The following is an 18477-nucleotide window of genomic DNA, read 5'->3' on the forward strand; positions in this document are numbered from 1 at the left end:
CACAGAACCAAATTGCGATCTGCCTCTGTTGCACCTTTTACAAAGCTGGGGACAAGCATGCACAAATACCCGTGAAGTTTCAGCTGTTCTGCAAGGGCTTGCGTTGGAGATTTGCCGTCTTCCGCATCCTGATCCGCCAGTCTTCAACTGCAGAGATCGGCCGGATCCAACTGAGCTTTTTTCAGGGCAGGCAGAATCGGTGGCATCAAAAACCGGATCGAGATCGGCCCGATAAGCTACCAGCGTTGGTCTGGCAAAGGAGGTCCCAATCTGGTTCGCCCTCGGATCGCAGTCATGATCGAGAGTGATGTATAGAGGGCAGGCATTCCTTTCGGATTGAAGCGCCCGCCGAAGCGACGTGCTCCTTCGCCGGACAGAGGCTCGCGAGCAGCCGATTGGATGAGGGCACGATAGAGCAGGCCGCGAAAATACATGGTTCCTCAGGCGTGGACGCCAGCCTCGACTGCGTCGATAAAGTCCATGACATCTGCCGCGTAACCGTCGCGCACGAGTTGCATTGCCGTCAGCCCGCTGAAACCTGCAAGTGGCTCGGAGCGATACCAGGCATAGGCAATAAGCGGAGAACCAAAACGGGGTTCGACCCGATTCAGGATCTCGACCATCTCCCGAAGGCGTTTTTGGGTCTTTGCGCTGGAAATGCGATCAGGCCGCATGACTGCGTCGCGGCCAAGGCCGATGGTTCGGGCGACCTCGTCCCGTGTTGTCCGCAAAACCTGGGCAATCCTGCCGGGTGCAAATTGTCCGCCTTCTGCGAAGGTCTCAATACGCATCGCAAAACTCCATTCTGATTGACGCAATATGGCGTCATTATGGGCGGCAATCAAGTCGAACCTTCCCCTCGCTCACGCTGCGGCACATGAAGAGCAGCAGGGCCATTTTTTCCAGTTGGCCCGGTCTGCAAGCACATAGCGCTTCGTTTCGCGCCTGCAGGCCGGGATCATGGCCCTAGCATTTCGTCGCGGTGGTATGATGGCATCGGCACCTCGGGCTGCGATGGCACCGCGGCACCCCTTGGTGTCATAGATGCCATCGGCAGTAACGCTGCCGATTCGCTCTTCAGCCGGGATCTGCGCTAACAGGTCCGGCAGAACGGGCGCATCGCCGATACGGTTGCTGGTCATCTCCACCGCGCGAACTTCAAGGGTTTCAGCGTCAATGCCAATGTGGATCTTGCGCCATTGCCTGCGGCGACTGGCCCCGTGTTTACGGACCTGCCAAGCCTCTGCTTCCCGCCGCTGGAATGCTGTCGCGGCACGAGACCCAGCCAGGCCGAGAAGTCTCGTCCTTGGCGGAAGCTCTGCAGTGGCGGCGCGAACGCCGCCAGCGCCATCGCGGAAATGGGGCCAACACCGGGCATCCTCTGCAGTCGGGCCGAGAACCGCGACCGTCTGCTGGCCGTCGCGACTTGTGCATCAAGCTCGGCGATGCGCTGCGACAGGCTGTCGATCTGATCAAAGCAAAGCTGCGCCATGTGGCCGACCACCGCAGGAAGATCATCTGCGCCCTCGGCGCCCGGCTCCAGAACGGCCCGCAGCTTATCCACGTTCTCCCGCCCCTTTCCGGCGACAAGCCCGAATTCGGCGAGATGTCCACGCAAGGCATTGATCACCTGCGTTCGTTGTCCGACCAGAAGATCCCGCAGCCTGAAGATCATGCCGAGGCCCTGCTGCTCCGGTGTCTTCACCTCGACAAAACGCATGGTCGGCCGACTGCCCGCCTCTGCGATCGCCTCGGCATCCGCCATGTCGTTTTTCTGGCTCTTCACATATGGCTTGACGAATTTCGGGGCTATCAGGCGCACCTCATGCCCGATGGCCGCCAGCGTCCGCGCCCAGTGATGGGCCGTGGCGCAGGCCTCCATCGCAACGACGCACCCGGGCTGCGACTGCATGAACATGAGAAACTGCTTGCGCGACAGTTTCTTGCGAAACACAACCTCACCCTCTGCTGTCGCTCCGTGCAGTTGAAAGACCTGTTTCGCCAAGTCAACGCCGATGATCGAGACTTCCTTCATAGGGGTTCCTCCTGATCCTTTCTGGATCACTGTGGCACATAAGTGCCGTCGGAGAGGCTACCCAACCCATCATCAGAGCCCCGGAAATGCTGGACAGGTGATTTTAACTATGCGTATAGTTCGAACATTCATAATTAATAAAACATTCCTCAACAGGGAAACATCATGCTCAATCGTCGTTCCTTCCTGGCCAGCACCGCTGGCGCAGGCGCTCTTCTTGCATCCCCTGCGCTACTGCGCCCTGCTTTCGCGGCCGAAACGCTCAGGGTCGGTATCCCGGTTCCGATCTCTGGTCCGAATGCGGCCAATGGCAAATTTGCCTCGATGGGAGCGATCATCGCCGCCGAAGAGGCCGCCGCGAAATACGGTCGCGCAGTTGCAACCCTCGACCTTGATACCGAGGGCAAGCCTGCCACCGCCGTGCGCAAGGTCCAGGATGCGATTGAGCGTGACAGCGTGAAACTCTTCGCGGGCGGCATCCTCTCTTCGGAATCCCTTGCCATGGGCAAGGAATGTGAGAAGGGCGGGGCGAATTTTATCACCACTGCCGGTGCTGATGAGATTACCGGCTCGGATTGCAACAAGGCCACCTTCCGCTGGTCGGTGCCGACCTTTGGCGCGGTGAACCAGTCGATCCGCCCGATCATCGATGCGCTGCCCGAGGCGAAGCGCTGGTATACGATCACGCCGCAATATGTCTTTGGTGAGGGTCTTCTGCAGGCCACCCGCGACGTGCTGGAGGAGAAGGGCCTTGATCTGGTTGGCAACAGCTATCACTCGCTGACCGAAAAGGAATTCTCCGGCTATCTGACCAATGCAATGGCTGAGCGCCCGGATGTGCTGCTGATCCTGAATTTCGGCGCACAATGCGCGGATACGCTGCGTCAGGCGGTCTCTTTCGGGATGAAAGAACGCATGACCATCGTGGTTGCCTGGGCTTCGGGTCTGGAACAGTTCGAGGCGCTTGGTGCCGATCTCTGCGAAGGCATCTATTTCGGGGCGCAATACTGGCACACGGTCGATGCGGGCATTAACCCCGATCTAGTGAAACTGACCCAGGCGAAGTACGGCATCAATCCGAATTACTCGCTCGCGGGATCCTACATCTGCACGAAGCTGATGATAGATGCGGCTCAGACCGCTGGTTCGGATGACCCAGAGGCCGTGCGCGCTGCGCTTCAGGGACTGGCCTATCAGGGCCTGACCGGCGAAGAGAGCATCCGCGCAGATGACCATCAGGTTTTGAAAAACTACTATCTGCTCAAGGCGCGCGCCAAAGCGGATATGGCCGACAAGGATGATTTCGCAGAAATTATCTCGTCGGGGCAGAGCTTCCTCAGCGCGGAAGCCGCTGGCTGCAAACTCGGCTGATAACGGAGAAGGGCGGGCTCTCGCAGGCCCGCCTTTGCCTCTGCGCTAACAGGAGATCCTCGGTGACTTATTTATTCCAGATGCTGAATGGCATCGGGCTGGGCATGCTTTACTTTCTGCTTGCCGTGGGCCTGACCATCATCTTCGGCCTGCTGCAATTCGTGAACTTTGCCCATGGCGCCTTCTATCTGCTGGGCGCCTACCTGACCTATGACTTCGTTGAGCGCGGAATGAACTTCTGGCTCGCGATGCTGCTGGCGGCTGTGATTGTCGCCATCGTGGCGGGGGCGGTCGAGGCGATCCTGCTCAGGCGAATATATAAGTTACCCCATACCTTCCATATCCTCGTGACGGTGGGGATCGCGCTTTTCATCCAGGAGATGGTGATCATTCTCTGGGGTCCGCTGGGGGCAGTGTGGCGGCACCGGACGGGCTGAACGGCGTCGTGATCATGGGGGATTTCATCTATCCGAAATACCGCCTCTTCACAATCGCCTTCACCGCCGTCCTGGCCATCGCGCTCTACTGGGCGCTGGAGCGGACCCGGCTGGGGGCCGTGGTGCGCGCGGGGTCCGAATCCGCCGATAATATGGCGCTGCTTGGCTATAACACGCTGAAAATCAACACGCTGGTCTTCGCGGCCGGGGCGGGGCTTGCCGGGCTTGCCGGTGCGCTTGTCTCGCCAATCCGGGGGGTGGAGCCCTTCATGGGGATCGAGGCGCTGTCCATCGCCTTTGTCGTCGTGGTGATCGGTGGCATGGGGTCTTATACCGGGGCACTGGTTGCGGGCATCCTTGTTGGCGTGGTGCAAAGCCTGATGGCGACGATCTGGCCCGAGGGCGCGCGCCTGATGATCTATCTCGGTATGGCGGCGGTTATCGTGATGATGCCCCGCGGCCTGTTCGGGAGGGCATGAGATGCTTCTGATCAACCGACCCTATGTACAGTTCGGTCTTGCACTGGCGACTGTGCTGGCGCTGCCTTTGTTCCTTGGCTCTGGTATCCTTGCCTCCGAGATCCTGATCTATGCGCTGATCGCGGCGGCCTGTAACCTTCTTCTCGGCTATACCGGGCTTTTGTCTTTCGGCCAGGGCATCTTCTTTGGCGTGGGCAGCTATGTGGCGGGGATTTTCCTGACCCGCTATGGCGTTCCGGTCTGGGCGGTGCTGATCATGGCGACGCTTCTGGGCGCGGCGATTGCGACCGTGGTGGGCTGGCTGTCGATCCGGCGCCAGGGCGTCTATTTCGTGATGCTGACACTGGCTTTCTCGCAGCTCTTCTACTTCCTCGCCTATACCTTCGCCGACATAACCGGTGGCGATAACGGTCTGATGGATGTGCCGCGCCCCGAGGTTCTCGGCAACAGGCTGAACTCGGCCTGGAGCTTTTACGTCTTCGTCGCGGTGTCGTTCCTCGTGCTGTTCGCGCTGATGCTGCGCGCCACGCAATCCACCTTCGGCCGCACACTGATTGCGGTGCGCGACAACGAGGAACGCGCGGCGGCGATCGGCTTCCCGGTCAAGGCCTTCAAGACGGCGGCATTCGCGATTTCCGGCGCGGTAACGGCCTATGCCGGGGCGCTGAAGGCGATGCTGATCGGAGTCGCGCCCTTGGCGAATATCGAGCACCACACCTCTGAGATGATCCTGATCATGACGATCATCGGCGGCTCGACGAGCCTCTTTGCCTCGGTGCTTGGTGCTGCGGCCTATATGCTGCTCGCTGACTGGCTGTCGCAAATCTGGCCGCGCTGGCTTCTCCTTTTGGGCCTCGCGCTCGTGGTGGTGGCGCTGTTCCTGCAGAAGGGTCTCTGGGGGCTGGTGGAAAAACTGTGGGTCCTGGCGACCGGCGCGAAGAAGGGGGGCTGAGATATGACCACATCCGACATCGCACTTTCTACGCGGGGCCTCGGCGTCACCTATGGCAAGTTCGTGGCGCTGGCCGATATGGATCTCGATATCCGCCGCAATACGGTGCATTCGATCATCGGCCCGAATGGCGCGGGCAAGACCACGATGTTTCACGCGCTGACCGGGCGGGTGCCGCCCTCGGGGGGGACGATCACCCTGAACGGCACCGACATCACCCGCGTTCGCGATGATGAGAGGGTGCGCCACGGCATCGCGCGGTCTTTCCAGGTGACAAGCCTGTTCCCGACGCTGCCGGTCGCGGAAAACCTGCGGCTGGCGGCCCAGGGCAAGACGCCCTGGCAGGCGCTTGCGCCCTGGCGCAGTGCCGAAAGCAACAAATCCGCGCTGGAAACGGCGGACCGCGTGATGGAACGGCTGCGCCTGACCCATGTCGCCAGGCGGCCTGCGGGCGAGCTGAGCCACGGCCAGCAACGGCGGCTTGAGGTCGGGATGGCGATGGCCTCGCACCCGTCCGTCATCCTGATGGATGAACCGACTTCGGGGATGGGCGTCGAGGATATAGAGGAGATGAAGGCGCTTATTCGCGACCTCGGCCGCGACCATACCGTCTTGTTTATCGAACATAATATGGGGATCGTGATGAATATTTCCGACACGATTACCGTGATGCGGCTGGGGCGCAAACTGGTTGAGGGCAGCCCGGCAGCGGTGCGTGCCGACCCCGAAGTGCAGCGCGCCTATCTGGGCAATATGATCACCGGAGATATCGCATGAGCGTGCTTCTCGAGGTGGAGAACCTCCACGCGTATTACGGCAAAAGCCATATCCTCCAGGGCGTGTCACTTTCGGTGAATGAGGGCGAGGTGGTGACGCTGCTGGGTCGCAATGGCGCGGGCAAATCGACCACGCTGAAAAGCATCGCCGGTGCAGTGACTCCAGCGAAGGGGCGCGTAAGCCTTGGCGGGCGCGATATTGCGGGCCAGCCCGCTTATCGCATTGCGCAGGCCGGTGTCTGTCTGGTTCCGGAAAACCGGGGGATTTTCTCGCTGCTGACGGTCGAGGAAAATCTTAAGATCGCCTGCCGCAAGGGCGCAGCCTGGTCGATTGCAGATATCTACACGTTCTTTCCGCGCCTTGAGGAACGCAAGCGCAACGGGGGCGGCCAGCTCTCGGGCGGCGAGCAGCAGATGCTGTCGATTGCCCGCGCGCTTTTGACCGGCCCGCGTCTTCTGATGCTGGACGAACCGGTCGAGGGGCTTGCCCCGGTGATCGTCGATGAGATCGTGGCGCAGATCCGCAAGATCGCGGCGGCGGGGGTTTCGATCCTGCTGGTGGAGCAGAACCTTGCCGTCTGCACCGCGCTGGCAAGCCGACATAATATAATCGAGCTCGGTCGCATCGTCTATCAGGCCTCTGGCCCGGATTTCATCGCCGACAGCGATGCGCGCGACAGATACCTTGGCGTAAAGGCCTGACAATAAATGAGTAACCTGAATATCAACGGCGAACGCCTCTGGCAGAGCCTGATGGAAACGGCACAGATCGGCGGCAGGACGGATGGCGGCATCGCGCGGCTGACGCTGAGTGCGGATGATGCAAAGATCCGGCAATGGCTGGCTGATCAGACCGCCGCGCTTGGGATGGAACTGGTGGTCGATGAGGTCGGGAATATGTTCGCGACCCTGCCCGGGCGGAGCCCTGATCTGGCCCCGATTGCGATGGGCAGCCACCTGGATACGCAGCCAACCGGCGGCAAGTTTGACGGCGTGCTGGGGGTGCTTGGCGGGCTGGAGGTGTTGCGTACGCTGAAGGACGCGGGCTTCCGGACAGAAGCCCCGCTGATGCTGGTGAACTGGACCAATGAGGAAGGTTCGCGCTTTTCGCCGGCGATGCTGGGCTCGGGCGTCTGGGCCGGGGTCTATTCCCGTGCGGATGCCGATGCACGTCAGGATGCGAATGGCGAGAGTTTTGGCGCGGCGCTTGACCAGATCGGCTGGCGCGGCGAGGCGAAAGCCGGATCGCAGACTTTCGCTGCAATGTTCGAGCTGCATATCGAACAGGGTCCGATCCTTGAGGCCGAGGGCAAGGAGATCGGTATTGTCACCGGGGTTCAGGGTCTCAGATGGTTCGAGGCGCGGCTGACGGGGCGCGCGGCGCATACCGGATCAACGCCAATGTCGATGCGCAAAAATGCGCTGCTGGGTGCTGCGCAGGTGACCCTTGCCGTGGATGCCATCGGCCAGGCCCATGCGCCCAACGCGGTGGCAACGGTTGGTTTCCTGGAGGTTTCGCCCAATTCCAACAACGTCATCCCTGGCGAGGTGAATTTCACCGTCGATCTGCGTCACCCGGATGATACGGTGCTGGAGGCGATGGAGGCCGAGCTGCGCGCGGCCTTTACCGAGGCCGCAGCTACGATCGGGCTGGTGGCGGATCTGCGCCGCATCTCGAAGGTGGATGCGGTCCGGTTCGATCCCGATTGCATTGCATCGGTCAGGACCGGAGTGGAGCGCGCCGGGAATTCCTCACGGGAGATAATCTCGGGCGCCGGCCATGACGCGGTGCATACGGCGGCTGTCGCGCCAACGGTGATGATCTTCGTGCCGTCGCAAGGGGGCTTGAGCCACAATCCGGCGGAATCCACCTCCCTGGCCGAATGTGCCGCCGGGGTACAGGTGCTGCTTGAAGCGGTGCTGGCACATGACCGGCTGCTTGCGGATCGCCGCAAGGCCTGAATGCTCTGCCCGGGCAGGCATCAGCCCCGCCCGGGATTTTCCCATTGAAGACAGACCTATGCGTATCGTCATCGCCCGCCAGAACCACGAGACCAATACATTCTCGCCCGTGCCGACCTCGCTTGCGGCCTTTCGCCCGCTTTATGGTGATGCCGCTCTGGCCGAAGCGAAGGGGATGAAGACCGCGCTCGGCGCGTTTCACGCCTGGGCGAAAAAACAGCGCGCAGAAATTTCCTGCCCGCTGATCGCCCATGCCTGGCCAAGCGCGCCGGTTGAGGATGATGCGTTTGAGCATATGGCCGAAGTCATCCTTGCCGATGTCGCGAAGGGCTGTGATGTCATCCTGCTCGATTTGCACGGCGCGATGGTCACACGTAGCCATGATGACGGCGAAGGCGCGTTACTGTCACAGATCAGGGCGGCCGCGCCCGGCGTTCCGATTGGCGTCGCGCTAGATCTGCACGGGAACATCACGCAGCAGATGGTGGAAAATTGCGATGTGATCGCGGGGTTCAAGACCTATCCGCATATCGATATGTACGAGACCGGCGAACTGGTCTGTAAGATGATGGACCAGATGCAGACGGGTCTGCGCCCGGTCATGGCGCGCGTGCAGCCACCGCTTCTGGGTCATACATTGCCGATGAACACGACCGTGCCCGGAGCGATGCTGGATGTGATCAACCTTGCCCGCGCCGCGGAGGCGCGCGAGGGTGTACTCGCTGTGACGGTATTTGGCGGCTTTCCGGCGGCGGATCTTTACGAGGCAGGGGCGAGTGTGGTCGCGGTGACGACCCCCGATCTTGACCCAAAGGTGGTGGCACATGAGATTGCCCGCGCGATCTGGGATCGCCGGGACGAATTTCTGTATGATCAGAAGCCGCTTGAACAGTCGATTGCGGCCGCCAGGGCGGCGGCGCATGGGCCTGGGCAGGGGCCTGTCCTCATGCTTGACCACGGCGACAACTGTATGTCGGGCGGTACCTGCGAGAATATGGATGTGCTTGAGGCGGCGCTTGCAGCGGGGCTCAGTGGTATTCTGACCGGCCCGGTGGCCGATCCCGAGGCGGTTGAGGCCGCTTTTGCCGCAGGTGTTGGTACAGAGGTGACGATAGATGTCGGCAATAAGATCCCGGCGGAGGGCTTTGCCGCGCCGCGCCCGCCCTTGCCGCTGAAGGGCAAGGTGCTGGCGCTTGGTTCGGGAGATTACCGGATCACCGGACCAATCTACACCGGGATGGAGTGCAGCATGGGCCGTTCTGCGGTGATTGATACCGGCGCGGCCCAGGTGCTGATTTCGTCGCAGACGCATGAACCCTGGGATGAGGCGGTTTTCACCACACTCGGCCTTGATCCGCGCCGCGCCCAATATTTGCTCCTCAAGTCGCGAATGTATTGCCGCCCGGTCTTCGAGCCATTAGCGAAAGCGGTGGTGGAATGTGCCGGAGGCGGGGTGACCGGCTCCGATTACAGCCTTTTCCCATACAGCAAACTACGGCGTCCGATTTGTCCTTTGGATCCGGGCGTCGAATGGGAGTAGCAAATGTCGTCAGATCAGGGCCCGACGGATCATGAAGCGGGCACGCGCATCGTTCTGCCCCCGGCGCGCCCGATGCGGCGGATCAAGCTCTCGGATCAGGTGGCGGAAGAGTTGCGCCGCTGGATTGCACGTGAGAACCTTGGCCCCAGGGACCGGCTGCCCCCAGAAAAGGTGCTGATGCAGCATTTCGGCTGCTCCAAGGGCACGATCCGCGAGGCGCTGAAAGCCCTGGAGGTTGAGGGCCTTTTGATCATGCAGTCGGGCGCAAATGGTGGGCCGGAAATCCAGGCGACCTCGACGCTGGTCGTGATCCAGCAGATGCGGCAGTATTTCCATTTCCAGCATCTCGATTTTAAAGATGTCTACGAGGTGCGCCGCAAGCTGGAAGTGATGCTTGCCGATCACGTCGTCGGGCGTCTGACCCCGGACCACTTTGCCCGTTTGCAGGAAAATATAGACATCTGTCAGCGGGCGGTGCGCGATGATGACCGCGAATCCGGTCGCGTGGTCGAGGTGAAATTCCACGATATCCTTGCCGAGGCCTGCGACAATTCAATCCTTGATCTGATGTGCCGTTTTCTCAATGTGATGGTGCGCGATCTGGTGCTGCGCCGCACCGACAGCCTGCGTGAACACTCGACGTTCGGGCAGCAGAATATTGATGCACATATCGAGCTGCTGGCAGCCTTCCGCCGCGAAGATCGCGCTGCGGTGCGGGAAATCATGGAGCGCCACATGCATTGCGCCGAATGCTCGATGCAGGATCTGGACGCAACCTTCCACCTGGATCTCCTGAGCCGTCAGTAGGACTGACCGCCCCTGCCAGATCCAGACACTCCGGCGCGAGCTCAGGTTGCGACGATGATCCTTTCTCCCGCGGGCCACCTCACTCCGGGCTCAAAGTTGCTTCGCCACATAGGAGCAGACACGATAAGAATAAGCGGCTTTAACGATCGCATATCGTAGGAATGATCCGGGAGCAGGAAGAAAGTATTGGCCGGCCGTTTCGTCCCTCATAGCGGCGATCATGGCCGAGACTTTTCTGCGGCACCATTCGAACGTCAGCATTCAAGAATGCCGCCACGCAGCATTGGCCGGGGCGGACCGTCGGCAAAGGGCCGCCTATTCCTGATCTATCGTCGCCATGTCTCCTCAAAATCCCCTTCGTGAACTTCCCCTGGTTCCCAAATCTCCCCTGTTAAACCTCTCCTGAATTATCCGGAATCTCCCCTCCCTTCACATCGTGATCATCAAGTTCCCCAATCCGATATTTCCATCCTGATATATCTCCCCGCCCATTGGTGGTATTTCCCAGATCAATCTCGAATTCATGTTGTTAACCCTGGGGAGCGGCGGCCCGGTATGATCCGTTCGGCAACCGCCAGCTGCAGGGCAATGGGCGGATGTTCTGCAACGATGTGCTCACACTCCACGACACGCTGACGATCCGTTTCGACCCAGCGATCAAATGGGCTTCCGGGCCGCGGGGGCATGCGTCGCGGATGACCGCTCCGGCTCAGTCGGATCCGGTGTCGTGTGAGGGGCGCCCGACGTCTGCAGAACCGGCTCCAGCGCTTTGCACGACCCTCAGCACCTCACCGAAACAGATCTGATCGAGCCAGTGTCGCAGCGCAGCACCGTTCAGCTCGCGCGCCTCCTGCAGGGCGCGGGCCATTTGCGCCAGGAGCTCGCGGTGGGCGGTGAGAATCTGCAGGGCGCGGCCCTGGCCCTCGGCCAGCCGCTGTGCCACCCGGGCGCGGCGCAGTGGGTCGGCCAGCAAAATGTGATCCGGGGCATCTGTCCAGACCGCACCCTCCCCTCCCAGACCGAAACGGGTGTCGATCATCAGCGCAATCCGGGTCGCGATTGCGAGATCGGAGGCCGGATCCCCTCCGGCACCGACTGAGATCGTGCCGATCAGCAGATGCTCGGCCGCGCGCCCGGCCATGGAGCAGGCGATCTCATCGAGCAGATCACAGAGCAGGTGATTTGTCTTAGCCGACAGCCGATGCGTCTCGCCGCCATCCGCCAGGATCACCAGTCGTTGCGGCACGCCGCGCAGCAAGGCGGCCGCGACAATGGCATGGCCGCATTCGTGGACGGCGGTGCGGGCATCACTGGCGGCCTGTGCCGGGTCAGCGGGCGCGATCCCGAGATGGCCGAGGATTTGCCCGGCATCGAGGCTTTGGCCCGCCGCCCGGGCGTCCGACCTTGCGGCGCGGATAGCAGCATCGATGGCGGCGGCACTGGTGCCCACGATCCGACGGGCCAGGGCCGCAATGTCGATCCGCCCCGCATCGCTGGCCAGATGTTGGCGCAACATGCCGGTGATTGCGGCCATATCGGGCAGGGGCATAGAGATCTTGAGGTCGAAGCGCCCAGGCCTCAGCACCGCCTGGTCAATGCGGCCAGGATCATTGCAGGTGCCGATCACGATCACCCCGGGGTTCCGTGACAGCCCGTCGAGCTCGGACAGGAAGGCGTTAATCACCTGCGTGCGGTAACTGATCCCATGCAGATCGCCATTGTTGCGCGAGCCGACCGCGTCAATCTCGTCGATCAAAAGCAGGCACGGCGCCGCCCGCCGCGCCCTGGAAAAGGCCTGGCGCATCTCGCGCAACATGTCGCCGAGATGCCCCGCTGACTGCCATTGCGCAAAATTTGCCTCGATTATCCGGACCCCGGCCGTGTTGCCCATGGCCCTTGCAAGCCAGCTCTTGCCGGTGCCCGGTGGACCGTAGAGCAGCAATGAATGCGAGAGCTCGCCCCAGTCGATCTCTCCGGCCTGCCAGAGGTTTATATCTGACGCCAGACGCTGAGCGGCGCGCAGGGCCGGGCTATCGCCGGTCATCGCATCGAGGTCCGGGGCGGCCGGCTCGCGCTGTGGCGCATTCGGCCGCAGAGCGGCAGTGCGCTCGGCCAGCCGCCGCGCGACCGCATACGCATCTGGTTCGCGCAGGGCAAGGCGCAGCGTGGTCCAGCTCAACCTTGCGAGATCGTGGCTTTCCGGCAGCAGGCCAGGTAGCGTCGCAGGCGAAAATCTCTGCTGCGCCCCATGGCTATGGTGCAAACCGGCAATCAGGATCTCTCGACTGATCGGGGCGAGGGGGCGGTCGCATTCGATCTCTGCAGTGAGTGTCGGCGGCAGATGGATCCCGTCAATCAGCAGGATCAGGATCGGCAGCCCGGCATCGATCGCCTCGTCGATATACTGCATCTGGCGGCGACGCACCTGGGGCTGGTCGCCCGAAATCTCCGAGGTCCTGGCGGCGACGGTGGCCAGCACATTCGTTACGGGGGGAAGGGACAGCATATCCTCCTCCAGGCGCCAGCCAGGAGGCAAGAGGCCGGCGGGCAGCACCCGCAGCAAAACATCGATCTCCGCCGGGGCAAGCCCGTGCAATACAGTGAGGCTGCCAGGGGCGAGCATGGCATCGAAGGCCTCCTGCGTGCCAAATGTCGCGGCCAGGCGCAGGGTGCAGAACAGATCACGCATCGGGATCGGGGGCAGGATCGGGGAGACGTCTTGCAGGGCTTTGGCCTGCCTGGGGGCCGCCCGTGCCTTTGCGCCCTTGCCCGTTGCAAGGGAGCTGTGGCCCTGCCGGTCGCTTTGCGCCTGCGTCTGTGTCACCCGTTGTGCAGGCAATCGCGTGTTGCTTCGTTGCGGGGCAGAACTCTCGGCTTGCCCGCGGGTATCATCGGCGATGGAAACGCCAGTCCTGAGCCGGGTCAGGAAGCTCTCGGCCAGGGGCAACCAGATTGGATCGGGTGGATTTGTCGCGGGCATGGAGCGTTGGTCCTTTGCGAAAGAGCTGGCGCATCCCGGTGGGATGGCACCGAAACGGGCAGGTCCAGGGCACTGGGGCCAGGGTCATGGAGGGATGGGTGCCGGGGCTTGTGCGGGGCCTGCCCCCTCAGCCGGCTGAACCCTGCCGCCCGACCTCATCGAGCAGGCGCATGATCTCGGGCGTGAGGGAGGCCTCATAAACCTCGGATCGCACCCGGATCTGCCGCTGGTAATGTGCAGGGTCCACAACATCTGTCGGATGGCGGCGGCGCAGATGCGCATGCAACCGTTTCTCGATCCGCACCGCGACATGACCGCTGGCAACCGGCAGCCTGCGCAGGATGCTGCAAGGCATGTCGCGATCCTGCTGCAGCTGCCAGTTCAGGCGCGAGTCCGGGTCCCGGGCAAAGCCGAGTTTTACAACTTGCCTGCCGCTGGAGAGGGTGAAGGCCATTACATATATCCAGCTGGGGGCCGCCGCCCATCCGGGACCACATTCAGCACAGTCGAAGCGTCCAGTCTGCATGTTCTGCCGCGTGATGCTTTGGCGCGCGCCACAACAATGGCCATAAAGCCGGTAACCGGCACGTCCCTGCGGATCGGTTCCGATCAGGACCCAGCCCCGCAGAGCCGCCTTCTCCGCATCGGATTGCGCAAGGCAGATGGTGCAGCGCACCCCTGTTCGCCCCTGCCCGACACGCAGGATCAGTTCATGCTGTCGGCGCAGCTCATGTCCGCAGGGGGCACGATAGAAGCTGTAATGCGGATTGTCCGGGTCGCCGCGCAGCCAGACCAGACCTGCTTCCAGCGCTTCGGTGACGCGGCGGTCGGCCATGCAGCCCGGACAGGTCGGCTGTGCTGTGCGCAAGGTGTAAATCTTCGAGACATGGGCCTGTGCGCAGGTTTTGCATCGAAGTTCGAGGTGAAAGCGGTCCTTGATGCGGGCGGTGATCGAGAACCCTTTCGCCTCGGCCAGCTGATGCCAGTCCTGCGGGATCTCGGTCGGCAAGGCAGACGGGGTGGCATCAGGCTCGGTGGTAACGACAGCTGCACTTACCCATGAAGCAGACGCCTCTCCGGGGGCAGGGGCATTCAGGGAAGGATCTGGCGGTCTTTTGGGCATAGAAAGAACTCTTTCAATTGGGGACATCCATTGCCGATGCTGAAGTGAGTGCCGGTTGTGGCCGATGCCGTGGGCACAGCTGCTCCCCTGCGCGCGCTGGAACGGGCTGCTTTGGCTGCTGTGCGGATGATGTGGAGAACGGTCCGGACGCGCTTAGCCCGAAGGCTCGCCCTGCGCGTCTTCCTCAGGGTCGTTCGCGCTTCCGTGCAGAGTGGCAAGCGCACGCAGCTGCACGAGGCCCTGCGCCAGCAGACCGTCGATATCGGGATCAGGGGGTAAGGGCATGGCCGCCCCACCGATCCCCGGCAGCTCCAGAAGCTCACAGGCCTCACTGAACTCTGCGGCGCTCTCTGCGCCAAGGAGACAATCGGCGAGCAACGTCAGCCGCAGCATGGACTCATGAGCGAGGCTCCGCGCCGGGCTGCGACGGATCAGGGTGATCAGATGGGTGACTTCGGTCTGGGCCCGCTCGGCCTCGTCCAGCCTCGGGCGCATGGCGGAGGCCCAGATACTTTCGCCCCCCTGGAGCGCCTGTTCACTGGCGATGTAATGGGACAGGGCGTCAAGGAACCTCCTGAAGAGGATCGGAATCTGGCCTGGTGGTCTGCCATCAGGCATTGCTTCAATCGCCGCAAGCGGCGTGATAGAGGTGGCGTCAGCCATCGTCGATCTCCCTTGACGAGATCGGTTGTGGTCAGGGCATTGGTGAGGGTTGCCGCCCTTGCCAATGCCCGCCATTCATGACATTATGACTCCATAAAGTCAATCAGGATTTGTCATGACTGAACCCCGTAAATTTGGCAGGCCGTCCACGGACACCGAGGCGATCACCCTGCGTCTGCCCCGAGAAGCGATTCAGGTGATTGATGATCTGCGGCGCCAGGAGCCTGATCTGCCGACCCGGCCAGAGATGATCCGGCGGCTGCTGGATCCTATTCTCGGGCGCAACGGGTCCAATTGACAGCCTGATCCTTTGAGGGAGCAGCGGGCGTTGCGGTCGCCATCCGCAGGCTCTCTGCTTTTGAAAAAGCCCCTGATTTTTGAAACCCATAACAAACAAGAAAACCAATTCCTCTTCAGGATCTTCCCGAAATCTTCCGGTTAATCCTTTATCATTTATAAGCAGATCCTCTCTGGAAAACCCTGTCCGTCAAATTAAAAAATCGGCAGATCTTTTTAGAAAATTTGATGCGAGCCCGAAAAGGAAGTCCCGGTCAGTGGAGCCGGCACCCCCTTCGGAAGGCGGGTGGCAGGGAACCTTACTGCGGCTGGCATGTTGTTGTTTTATCGGCGGGCATTCGGGCGCGGTGCGGCTGGCACTGCGACAGCCGTGTCCGGTGCCACCCCTGCCCCACCCGACACGAATGCATGCCATAGCGCCCGGATGGCCAGATCATGCCGCCGTGCCCGGGGCAGCAGCTGGAGCATCTGCTCTGCCCAACGCTGGTCCTGGGGGTCGCTGCCGCAGCACAACACGACCCCGCGCTGCCCGATCAGCTGCAAGAGGTGCAGCCCCATCCCGGGCTGTGGCTGTGGCCCTGTCACGATGATCAGCGCCGAGGCCCCCTGCGGCATCAATCGTGTCGAAAGAGCGGAGAAAAGATCAGGGACCAGCAGGCAGAGCGACGCATCGCGGGGGCCGATCAAACCGATCCCGCGATAAGCCCCATCCTTAACGGAACCGGGTGGGATCTGCTCCTCCTGCGGAGTGGCTGCGGTGGTAGACAGCCTGTCAAATCCGATGATGCTACCATTGCGGCTGCGACGCGCCATCAGGGCCTCCGAACGTCCGTCGAACCTCAGATCTTCCCGGCAGTCCTGCAGGGCCAGGCGCATGGGTTCAGGAAGCGCCATCCCGGCGCCCTGCGCGATCGGTTGGCACCATATCTGCCGCACCGCCGTCAGATCGCGGGGCGGGTTGGAGCCCCCTTCACGCGCCCGACGCAGGAGGTGGCGGTAACGCCCGGTCTGCAGCCATTGTGCTTTGCGCCATTCTGCAATGTCGCGACGAATCTTGCCAAGCGGGCCGAGGATCGCCTGCAGCTCGGCCCGCCGAGGCGCCGCCCCCCTGTAGCGGGCGATGGCCGGCTGTGGCCTGGGCTCCTGCTCGGGGGCAAAGGCGAAGGGGCCAAACCTTGCTGTCAGCCTCGCCAGCCCCCAGGCCGCACCAAGGGCGCTGGCCGCCATCATCGACCCGTCGCTCTGATCGAGGATCCGGCCTCCGGACCGATGCCGCAGGTAGACCAGTTTTGCCCGCGCCAGCAGGCAATGCAGGGCCTGCCAATCACTTGCCCGCTCAAGCCCGGCACAAAGCCGGCGTCTGATCTCCGCAGGGATCCGGTCGCGCAATGATGAGAGACCGGTGCGCTGCTCACACCCCCTGGTCCCCGGCCATCCGGCCTCAGACCCATCTCACGATCCTGGACCTTGCCTCGCCAATGCGCCGCAGGCTTCGGCAGCAGTTTAACATGGCCATCCTGCACCACGGCGTCGAACCTGCCGCGATCCTCGCTCCATCCCATCTGCCGCTCGATCTCGCGACAGGCGCGCTCCATCCGTGCATAATCCTGTGAAAGTGACAGGGTCTTACCGCTGATCGGATGCACCCGGTTCAGCAGGATATGCACATGCGTGTTAATCCGGTCGCGGTGCACGCCGATCACCTGCTGGTGGCCCGCCGCGCCACATTCACGGTTCATCATCCGGGCCGCCTGGATCGCCTGTGCATCTGACACATTGTCGGTCTCTGGCCAAGACAGGATGATGTGCTTCACGGGCTGCCGGACCCTTTCGTTAAGCCCTGCGGCCGTCTGCATCTGCGCCGCCGCATCCCGCCAATCGCCCGCAAGGTTCAGGGTCCCGGTGCTGCTCGCCTTGCTGCAGACATAACGGATGCGGGCCGCAAGGTCCCGCCTGGGGATTGTTGCCCCCGATCCCGTGCTGACAATCGTATCGCGGATGGATTTGGCGATCATAGCCCGCCCTCATCGCCTATGGTGCTTATTGCCAGCAGACCCTTCTGCAACTCGTGCATCCCGGCGGCGATATCCTGCAGTGCCTGTGCAAGGTCGCCGGGGAGGCCGGGAGTCTGACTCCAGTTCTGCAGGCGGGCGGCCGCCTGGCCGAGGCACCCCGACGCCATACGGGTCGACCGCGGCACACTTCCGCATTCAGCCTGCATCAACTCTCGCGCCCAGCCTGACGCGCCGTGATATCCCTGTCGCCTGGCAGCCGTGCCGAAGGCTGCTTTCTCCTGCGGTGTCACCCGGATGCTGAGGGTCGCACCGCGAATGCGGCGCGACGAGCGGGGCTGACAATCACCCGCCCTGGCCATTGCCGCTCTCCCCCTGGCGGTCGGATGATACGGACGGCGGTGCGGGATTGCTCATTGGCCTTGCTATCGCCGGGTGCGAGATACCTTGTGGCATGGTGTGGTGCTGGCCTGTCGCGCATGCTGTGGGTGGTCCAGCGGTCGGACCTGCAATCTGGGACGCAACCGATCTGGCCGGCGGAGCAGGCGGCGCAACCGCCGGACGGGGCGTCCGTGCTGCCCGCCCGCCCGACCTTTTACCCTTGGCGACAATGTCACGCAGATAATGGGCCAGAGTGCTCTCGCTGATCGCGATGCCGTTCTCGGTGAGGAGGTTCGCAATGTCCTTCCGGGTATACCCCCGCTCAATTGCTGTCATGATCACCGAGACGTTCTCCGAGACCGCCTGGTGGAGTGTCGGCGCTTCAACTGCCTTCTCGGGCAGAGACTGCAGCTTTGCCATGGCCTTTGCCACGCCGTCCCGCGTCAGGGCTGCAGGCCGTGCCATCGGGGCAACCGGTTTGTCTTCGTCTGTTGTTTTATACTGCATTCGTCAAATCCTCTTCTTTGTGGCGTTGCCTTTAAAACATCAGATGGAAATTCAAAAAAAGAAGAGGGAAAATTGAGCTTTTCACATTTGCGATTACATAAAATCTAATTGATGCGGATTTACTTATTAATGATGATAACTGGGTCATCGAATAC

19 protein-coding genes and 1 pseudogene are annotated in these 18477 nt (G+C 62.1%); 12 read left to right on the forward strand and 8 right to left on the reverse strand.

Annotated elements, in window-relative coordinates; translation table 11 throughout:
• Nucleotides 1-308 (forward strand): hypothetical protein (locus QNO18_RS24840; RefSeq protein ID WP_283180125.1); only part of this gene is annotated, 308 nt, incomplete at its 5' end.
• Nucleotides 309-440: 132 nt separating this feature from the next.
• Here the strand turns inward: QNO18_RS24840 and QNO18_RS24845 are convergent.
• The 3 genes and pseudogenes from QNO18_RS24845 to QNO18_RS24855 all read right to left on the reverse strand — a co-directional run bounded on the left by QNO18_RS24845 (nucleotide 441) and on the right by QNO18_RS24855 (nucleotide 2035).
• The gene (locus QNO18_RS24845) at nucleotides 441-791 is read right to left on the reverse strand and encodes an antitoxin Xre/MbcA/ParS toxin-binding domain-containing protein (protein WP_283180126.1); all 351 of its coding nucleotides are present in this window, start codon (nucleotides 789-791) and stop codon (nucleotides 441-443) included.
• A 174-nt stretch (nucleotides 792-965) separates the two neighbouring features.
• Nucleotides 966-1229, reverse strand: a pseudogene (locus QNO18_RS24850) (transposase); the annotation flags it as partial.
• Nucleotides 1139-2035, reverse strand: a complete 897-nt coding sequence (locus QNO18_RS24855; RefSeq protein WP_283180177.1) for an IS110 family transposase — start codon at nucleotides 2033-2035, stop codon at nucleotides 1139-1141. The gene QNO18_RS24855 and the pseudogene QNO18_RS24850, both read right to left, overlap by 91 nt.
• Before the next feature lie 165 nt (nucleotides 2036-2200).
• Here QNO18_RS24855 and QNO18_RS24860 point away from each other — a divergent pair, with 165 nt between their 5' ends.
• The 9 genes from QNO18_RS24860 to QNO18_RS24900 all read left to right on the forward strand — a co-directional run bounded on the left by QNO18_RS24860 (nucleotide 2201) and on the right by QNO18_RS24900 (nucleotide 10359).
• Complete coding sequence (locus QNO18_RS24860; RefSeq protein WP_283180127.1) at nucleotides 2201-3406, forward strand: ABC transporter substrate-binding protein; 1206 nt, start codon at nucleotides 2201-2203, stop codon at nucleotides 3404-3406.
• 62 nt (nucleotides 3407-3468) lie between these two features.
• Nucleotides 3469-3843: a hypothetical protein gene (locus QNO18_RS24865; protein ID WP_283180128.1), complete on the forward strand. Its 375-nt coding sequence runs from the start codon at nucleotides 3469-3471 to the stop codon at nucleotides 3841-3843.
• Entirely contained in the window at nucleotides 3822-4322 is a 501-nt protein-coding gene (locus QNO18_RS24870) for a branched-chain amino acid ABC transporter permease (protein ID WP_283180129.1), read from the forward strand. Before QNO18_RS24865 ends, QNO18_RS24870 begins: the two co-directional genes overlap by 22 nt.
• A 1-nt stretch (nucleotide 4323) precedes the next feature.
• Complete coding sequence (locus QNO18_RS24875) at nucleotides 4324-5274, forward strand: branched-chain amino acid ABC transporter permease (protein ID WP_283180130.1); 951 nt, start codon at nucleotides 4324-4326, stop codon at nucleotides 5272-5274.
• 3 nt (nucleotides 5275-5277) lie between these two features.
• Nucleotides 5278-6051, forward strand: a complete 774-nt coding sequence (locus QNO18_RS24880; RefSeq protein WP_283180131.1) for an ABC transporter ATP-binding protein — start codon at nucleotides 5278-5280, stop codon at nucleotides 6049-6051.
• Nucleotides 6048-6752 carry an ABC transporter ATP-binding protein gene (locus QNO18_RS24885; RefSeq protein WP_283180132.1) on the forward strand — a complete coding sequence of 235 codons (705 nt, stop codon included), beginning with the start codon at nucleotides 6048-6050 and terminating at the stop codon, nucleotides 6750-6752. The genes QNO18_RS24880 and QNO18_RS24885 overlap by 4 nt, the downstream gene beginning before the upstream one ends.
• 6 nt (nucleotides 6753-6758) lie before the next feature.
• Nucleotides 6759-8012: a Zn-dependent hydrolase gene (locus QNO18_RS24890; RefSeq protein ID WP_283180133.1), complete on the forward strand. Its 1254-nt coding sequence runs from the start codon at nucleotides 6759-6761 to the stop codon at nucleotides 8010-8012.
• Nucleotides 8013-8070: 58 nt separating this feature from the next.
• Nucleotides 8071-9552, forward strand: coding sequence for a M81 family metallopeptidase (locus QNO18_RS24895; RefSeq protein WP_283180134.1), 1482 nt, complete (start codon nucleotides 8071-8073; stop codon nucleotides 9550-9552).
• Nucleotides 9553-9555: 3 nt separating this feature from the next.
• Nucleotides 9556-10359: an FCD domain-containing protein gene (locus QNO18_RS24900; RefSeq protein ID WP_283180135.1), complete on the forward strand. Its 804-nt coding sequence runs from the start codon at nucleotides 9556-9558 to the stop codon at nucleotides 10357-10359.
• A 709-nt stretch (nucleotides 10360-11068) separates the two neighbouring features.
• Here QNO18_RS24900 and QNO18_RS24905 read toward each other — a convergent pair.
• From QNO18_RS24905 to QNO18_RS24915, 3 genes are all read right to left on the reverse strand, one after another.
• Nucleotides 11069-13183, reverse strand: a complete 2115-nt coding sequence (locus QNO18_RS24905) for an AAA family ATPase (protein WP_283180136.1) — start codon at nucleotides 13181-13183, stop codon at nucleotides 11069-11071.
• A gap of 283 nt (nucleotides 13184-13466) precedes the next feature.
• Complete coding sequence (locus tag QNO18_RS24910; protein WP_283180137.1) at nucleotides 13467-14348, reverse strand: GIY-YIG nuclease family protein; 882 nt, start codon at nucleotides 14346-14348, stop codon at nucleotides 13467-13469.
• Between the two features lie 267 nt (nucleotides 14349-14615).
• Nucleotides 14616-15125 (reverse strand): hypothetical protein, encoded by a 510-nt coding sequence (locus QNO18_RS24915; protein WP_092903356.1) that lies wholly within the window; start codon nucleotides 15123-15125, stop codon nucleotides 14616-14618.
• A 115-nt stretch (nucleotides 15126-15240) separates the two neighbouring features.
• On the opposite strand from QNO18_RS24915, the gene QNO18_RS24920 reads away from it, so the two are divergent.
• Nucleotides 15241-15423, forward strand: a complete 183-nt coding sequence (locus QNO18_RS24920; protein ID WP_092903354.1) for a hypothetical protein — start codon at nucleotides 15241-15243, stop codon at nucleotides 15421-15423.
• A 323-nt stretch (nucleotides 15424-15746) separates the two neighbouring features.
• Here QNO18_RS24920 and QNO18_RS24925 read toward each other — a convergent pair whose 3' ends face one another.
• Nucleotides 15747-16649 (reverse strand): hypothetical protein, encoded by a 903-nt coding sequence (locus tag QNO18_RS24925; protein WP_283180138.1) that lies wholly within the window; start codon nucleotides 16647-16649, stop codon nucleotides 15747-15749.
• Nucleotides 16649-17437: a relaxase/mobilization nuclease domain-containing protein gene (locus tag QNO18_RS24930; protein WP_283180139.1), complete on the reverse strand. Its 789-nt coding sequence runs from the start codon at nucleotides 17435-17437 to the stop codon at nucleotides 16649-16651. The genes QNO18_RS24925 and QNO18_RS24930 overlap by 1 nt, the downstream gene beginning before the upstream one ends.
• A gap of 676 nt (nucleotides 17438-18113) precedes the next feature.
• Between QNO18_RS24930 and QNO18_RS24935 the strand changes: the two genes are divergently transcribed.
• Nucleotides 18114-18398: a hypothetical protein gene (locus QNO18_RS24935; RefSeq protein ID WP_283180140.1), complete on the forward strand. Its 285-nt coding sequence runs from the start codon at nucleotides 18114-18116 to the stop codon at nucleotides 18396-18398.
• Nucleotides 18399-18477 lie beyond the last annotated feature (79 nt).

It is taken from the genome of Gemmobacter sp. 24YEA27, assembly GCF_030052995.1.
In the GTDB taxonomy this organism is placed as follows: domain Bacteria; phylum Pseudomonadota; class Alphaproteobacteria; order Rhodobacterales; family Rhodobacteraceae; genus Pseudogemmobacter.

Excerpts from the sequence above, each read along its gene's own strand:
- QNO18_RS24890 (WP_283180133.1), top strand. The coding sequence starts at position 6,759 with ATGAGTAACCTGAATATCAACGGCGAACGCCTCTGGCAGAGCCTGATG.
- QNO18_RS24915 (WP_092903356.1), bottom strand. The coding sequence starts at position 15,125 with ATGGCTGACGCCACCTCTATCACGCCGCTTGCGGCGATTGAAGCAATG.
- QNO18_RS24855 (WP_283180177.1), bottom strand. The coding sequence starts at position 2,035 with ATGAAGGAAGTCTCGATCATCGGCGTTGACTTGGCGAAACAGGTCTTT.
- QNO18_RS24895 (WP_283180134.1), top strand. The coding sequence starts at position 8,071 with ATGCGTATCGTCATCGCCCGCCAGAACCACGAGACCAATACATTCTCG.
- QNO18_RS24920 (WP_092903354.1), top strand. The coding sequence starts at position 15,241 with ATGACTGAACCCCGTAAATTTGGCAGGCCGTCCACGGACACCGAGGCG.
- QNO18_RS24935 (WP_283180140.1), top strand. The coding sequence starts at position 18,114 with ATGTCCTTCCGGGTATACCCCCGCTCAATTGCTGTCATGATCACCGAG.
- QNO18_RS24900 (WP_283180135.1), top strand. The coding sequence starts at position 9,556 with ATGTCGTCAGATCAGGGCCCGACGGATCATGAAGCGGGCACGCGCATC.
- QNO18_RS24845 (WP_283180126.1), bottom strand. The coding sequence starts at position 791 with ATGCGTATTGAGACCTTCGCAGAAGGCGGACAATTTGCACCCGGCAGG.
- QNO18_RS24930 (WP_283180139.1), bottom strand. The coding sequence starts at position 17,437 with ATGATCGCCAAATCCATCCGCGATACGATTGTCAGCACGGGATCGGGG.
- QNO18_RS24875 (WP_283180130.1), top strand. The coding sequence starts at position 4,324 with ATGCTTCTGATCAACCGACCCTATGTACAGTTCGGTCTTGCACTGGCG.
- QNO18_RS24880 (WP_283180131.1), top strand. The coding sequence starts at position 5,278 with ATGACCACATCCGACATCGCACTTTCTACGCGGGGCCTCGGCGTCACC.
- QNO18_RS24885 (WP_283180132.1), top strand. The coding sequence starts at position 6,048 with ATGAGCGTGCTTCTCGAGGTGGAGAACCTCCACGCGTATTACGGCAAA.
- QNO18_RS24860 (WP_283180127.1), top strand. The coding sequence starts at position 2,201 with ATGCTCAATCGTCGTTCCTTCCTGGCCAGCACCGCTGGCGCAGGCGCT.
- QNO18_RS24925 (WP_283180138.1), bottom strand. The coding sequence starts at position 16,649 with ATGGCGGCCAGCGCCCTTGGTGCGGCCTGGGGGCTGGCGAGGCTGACA.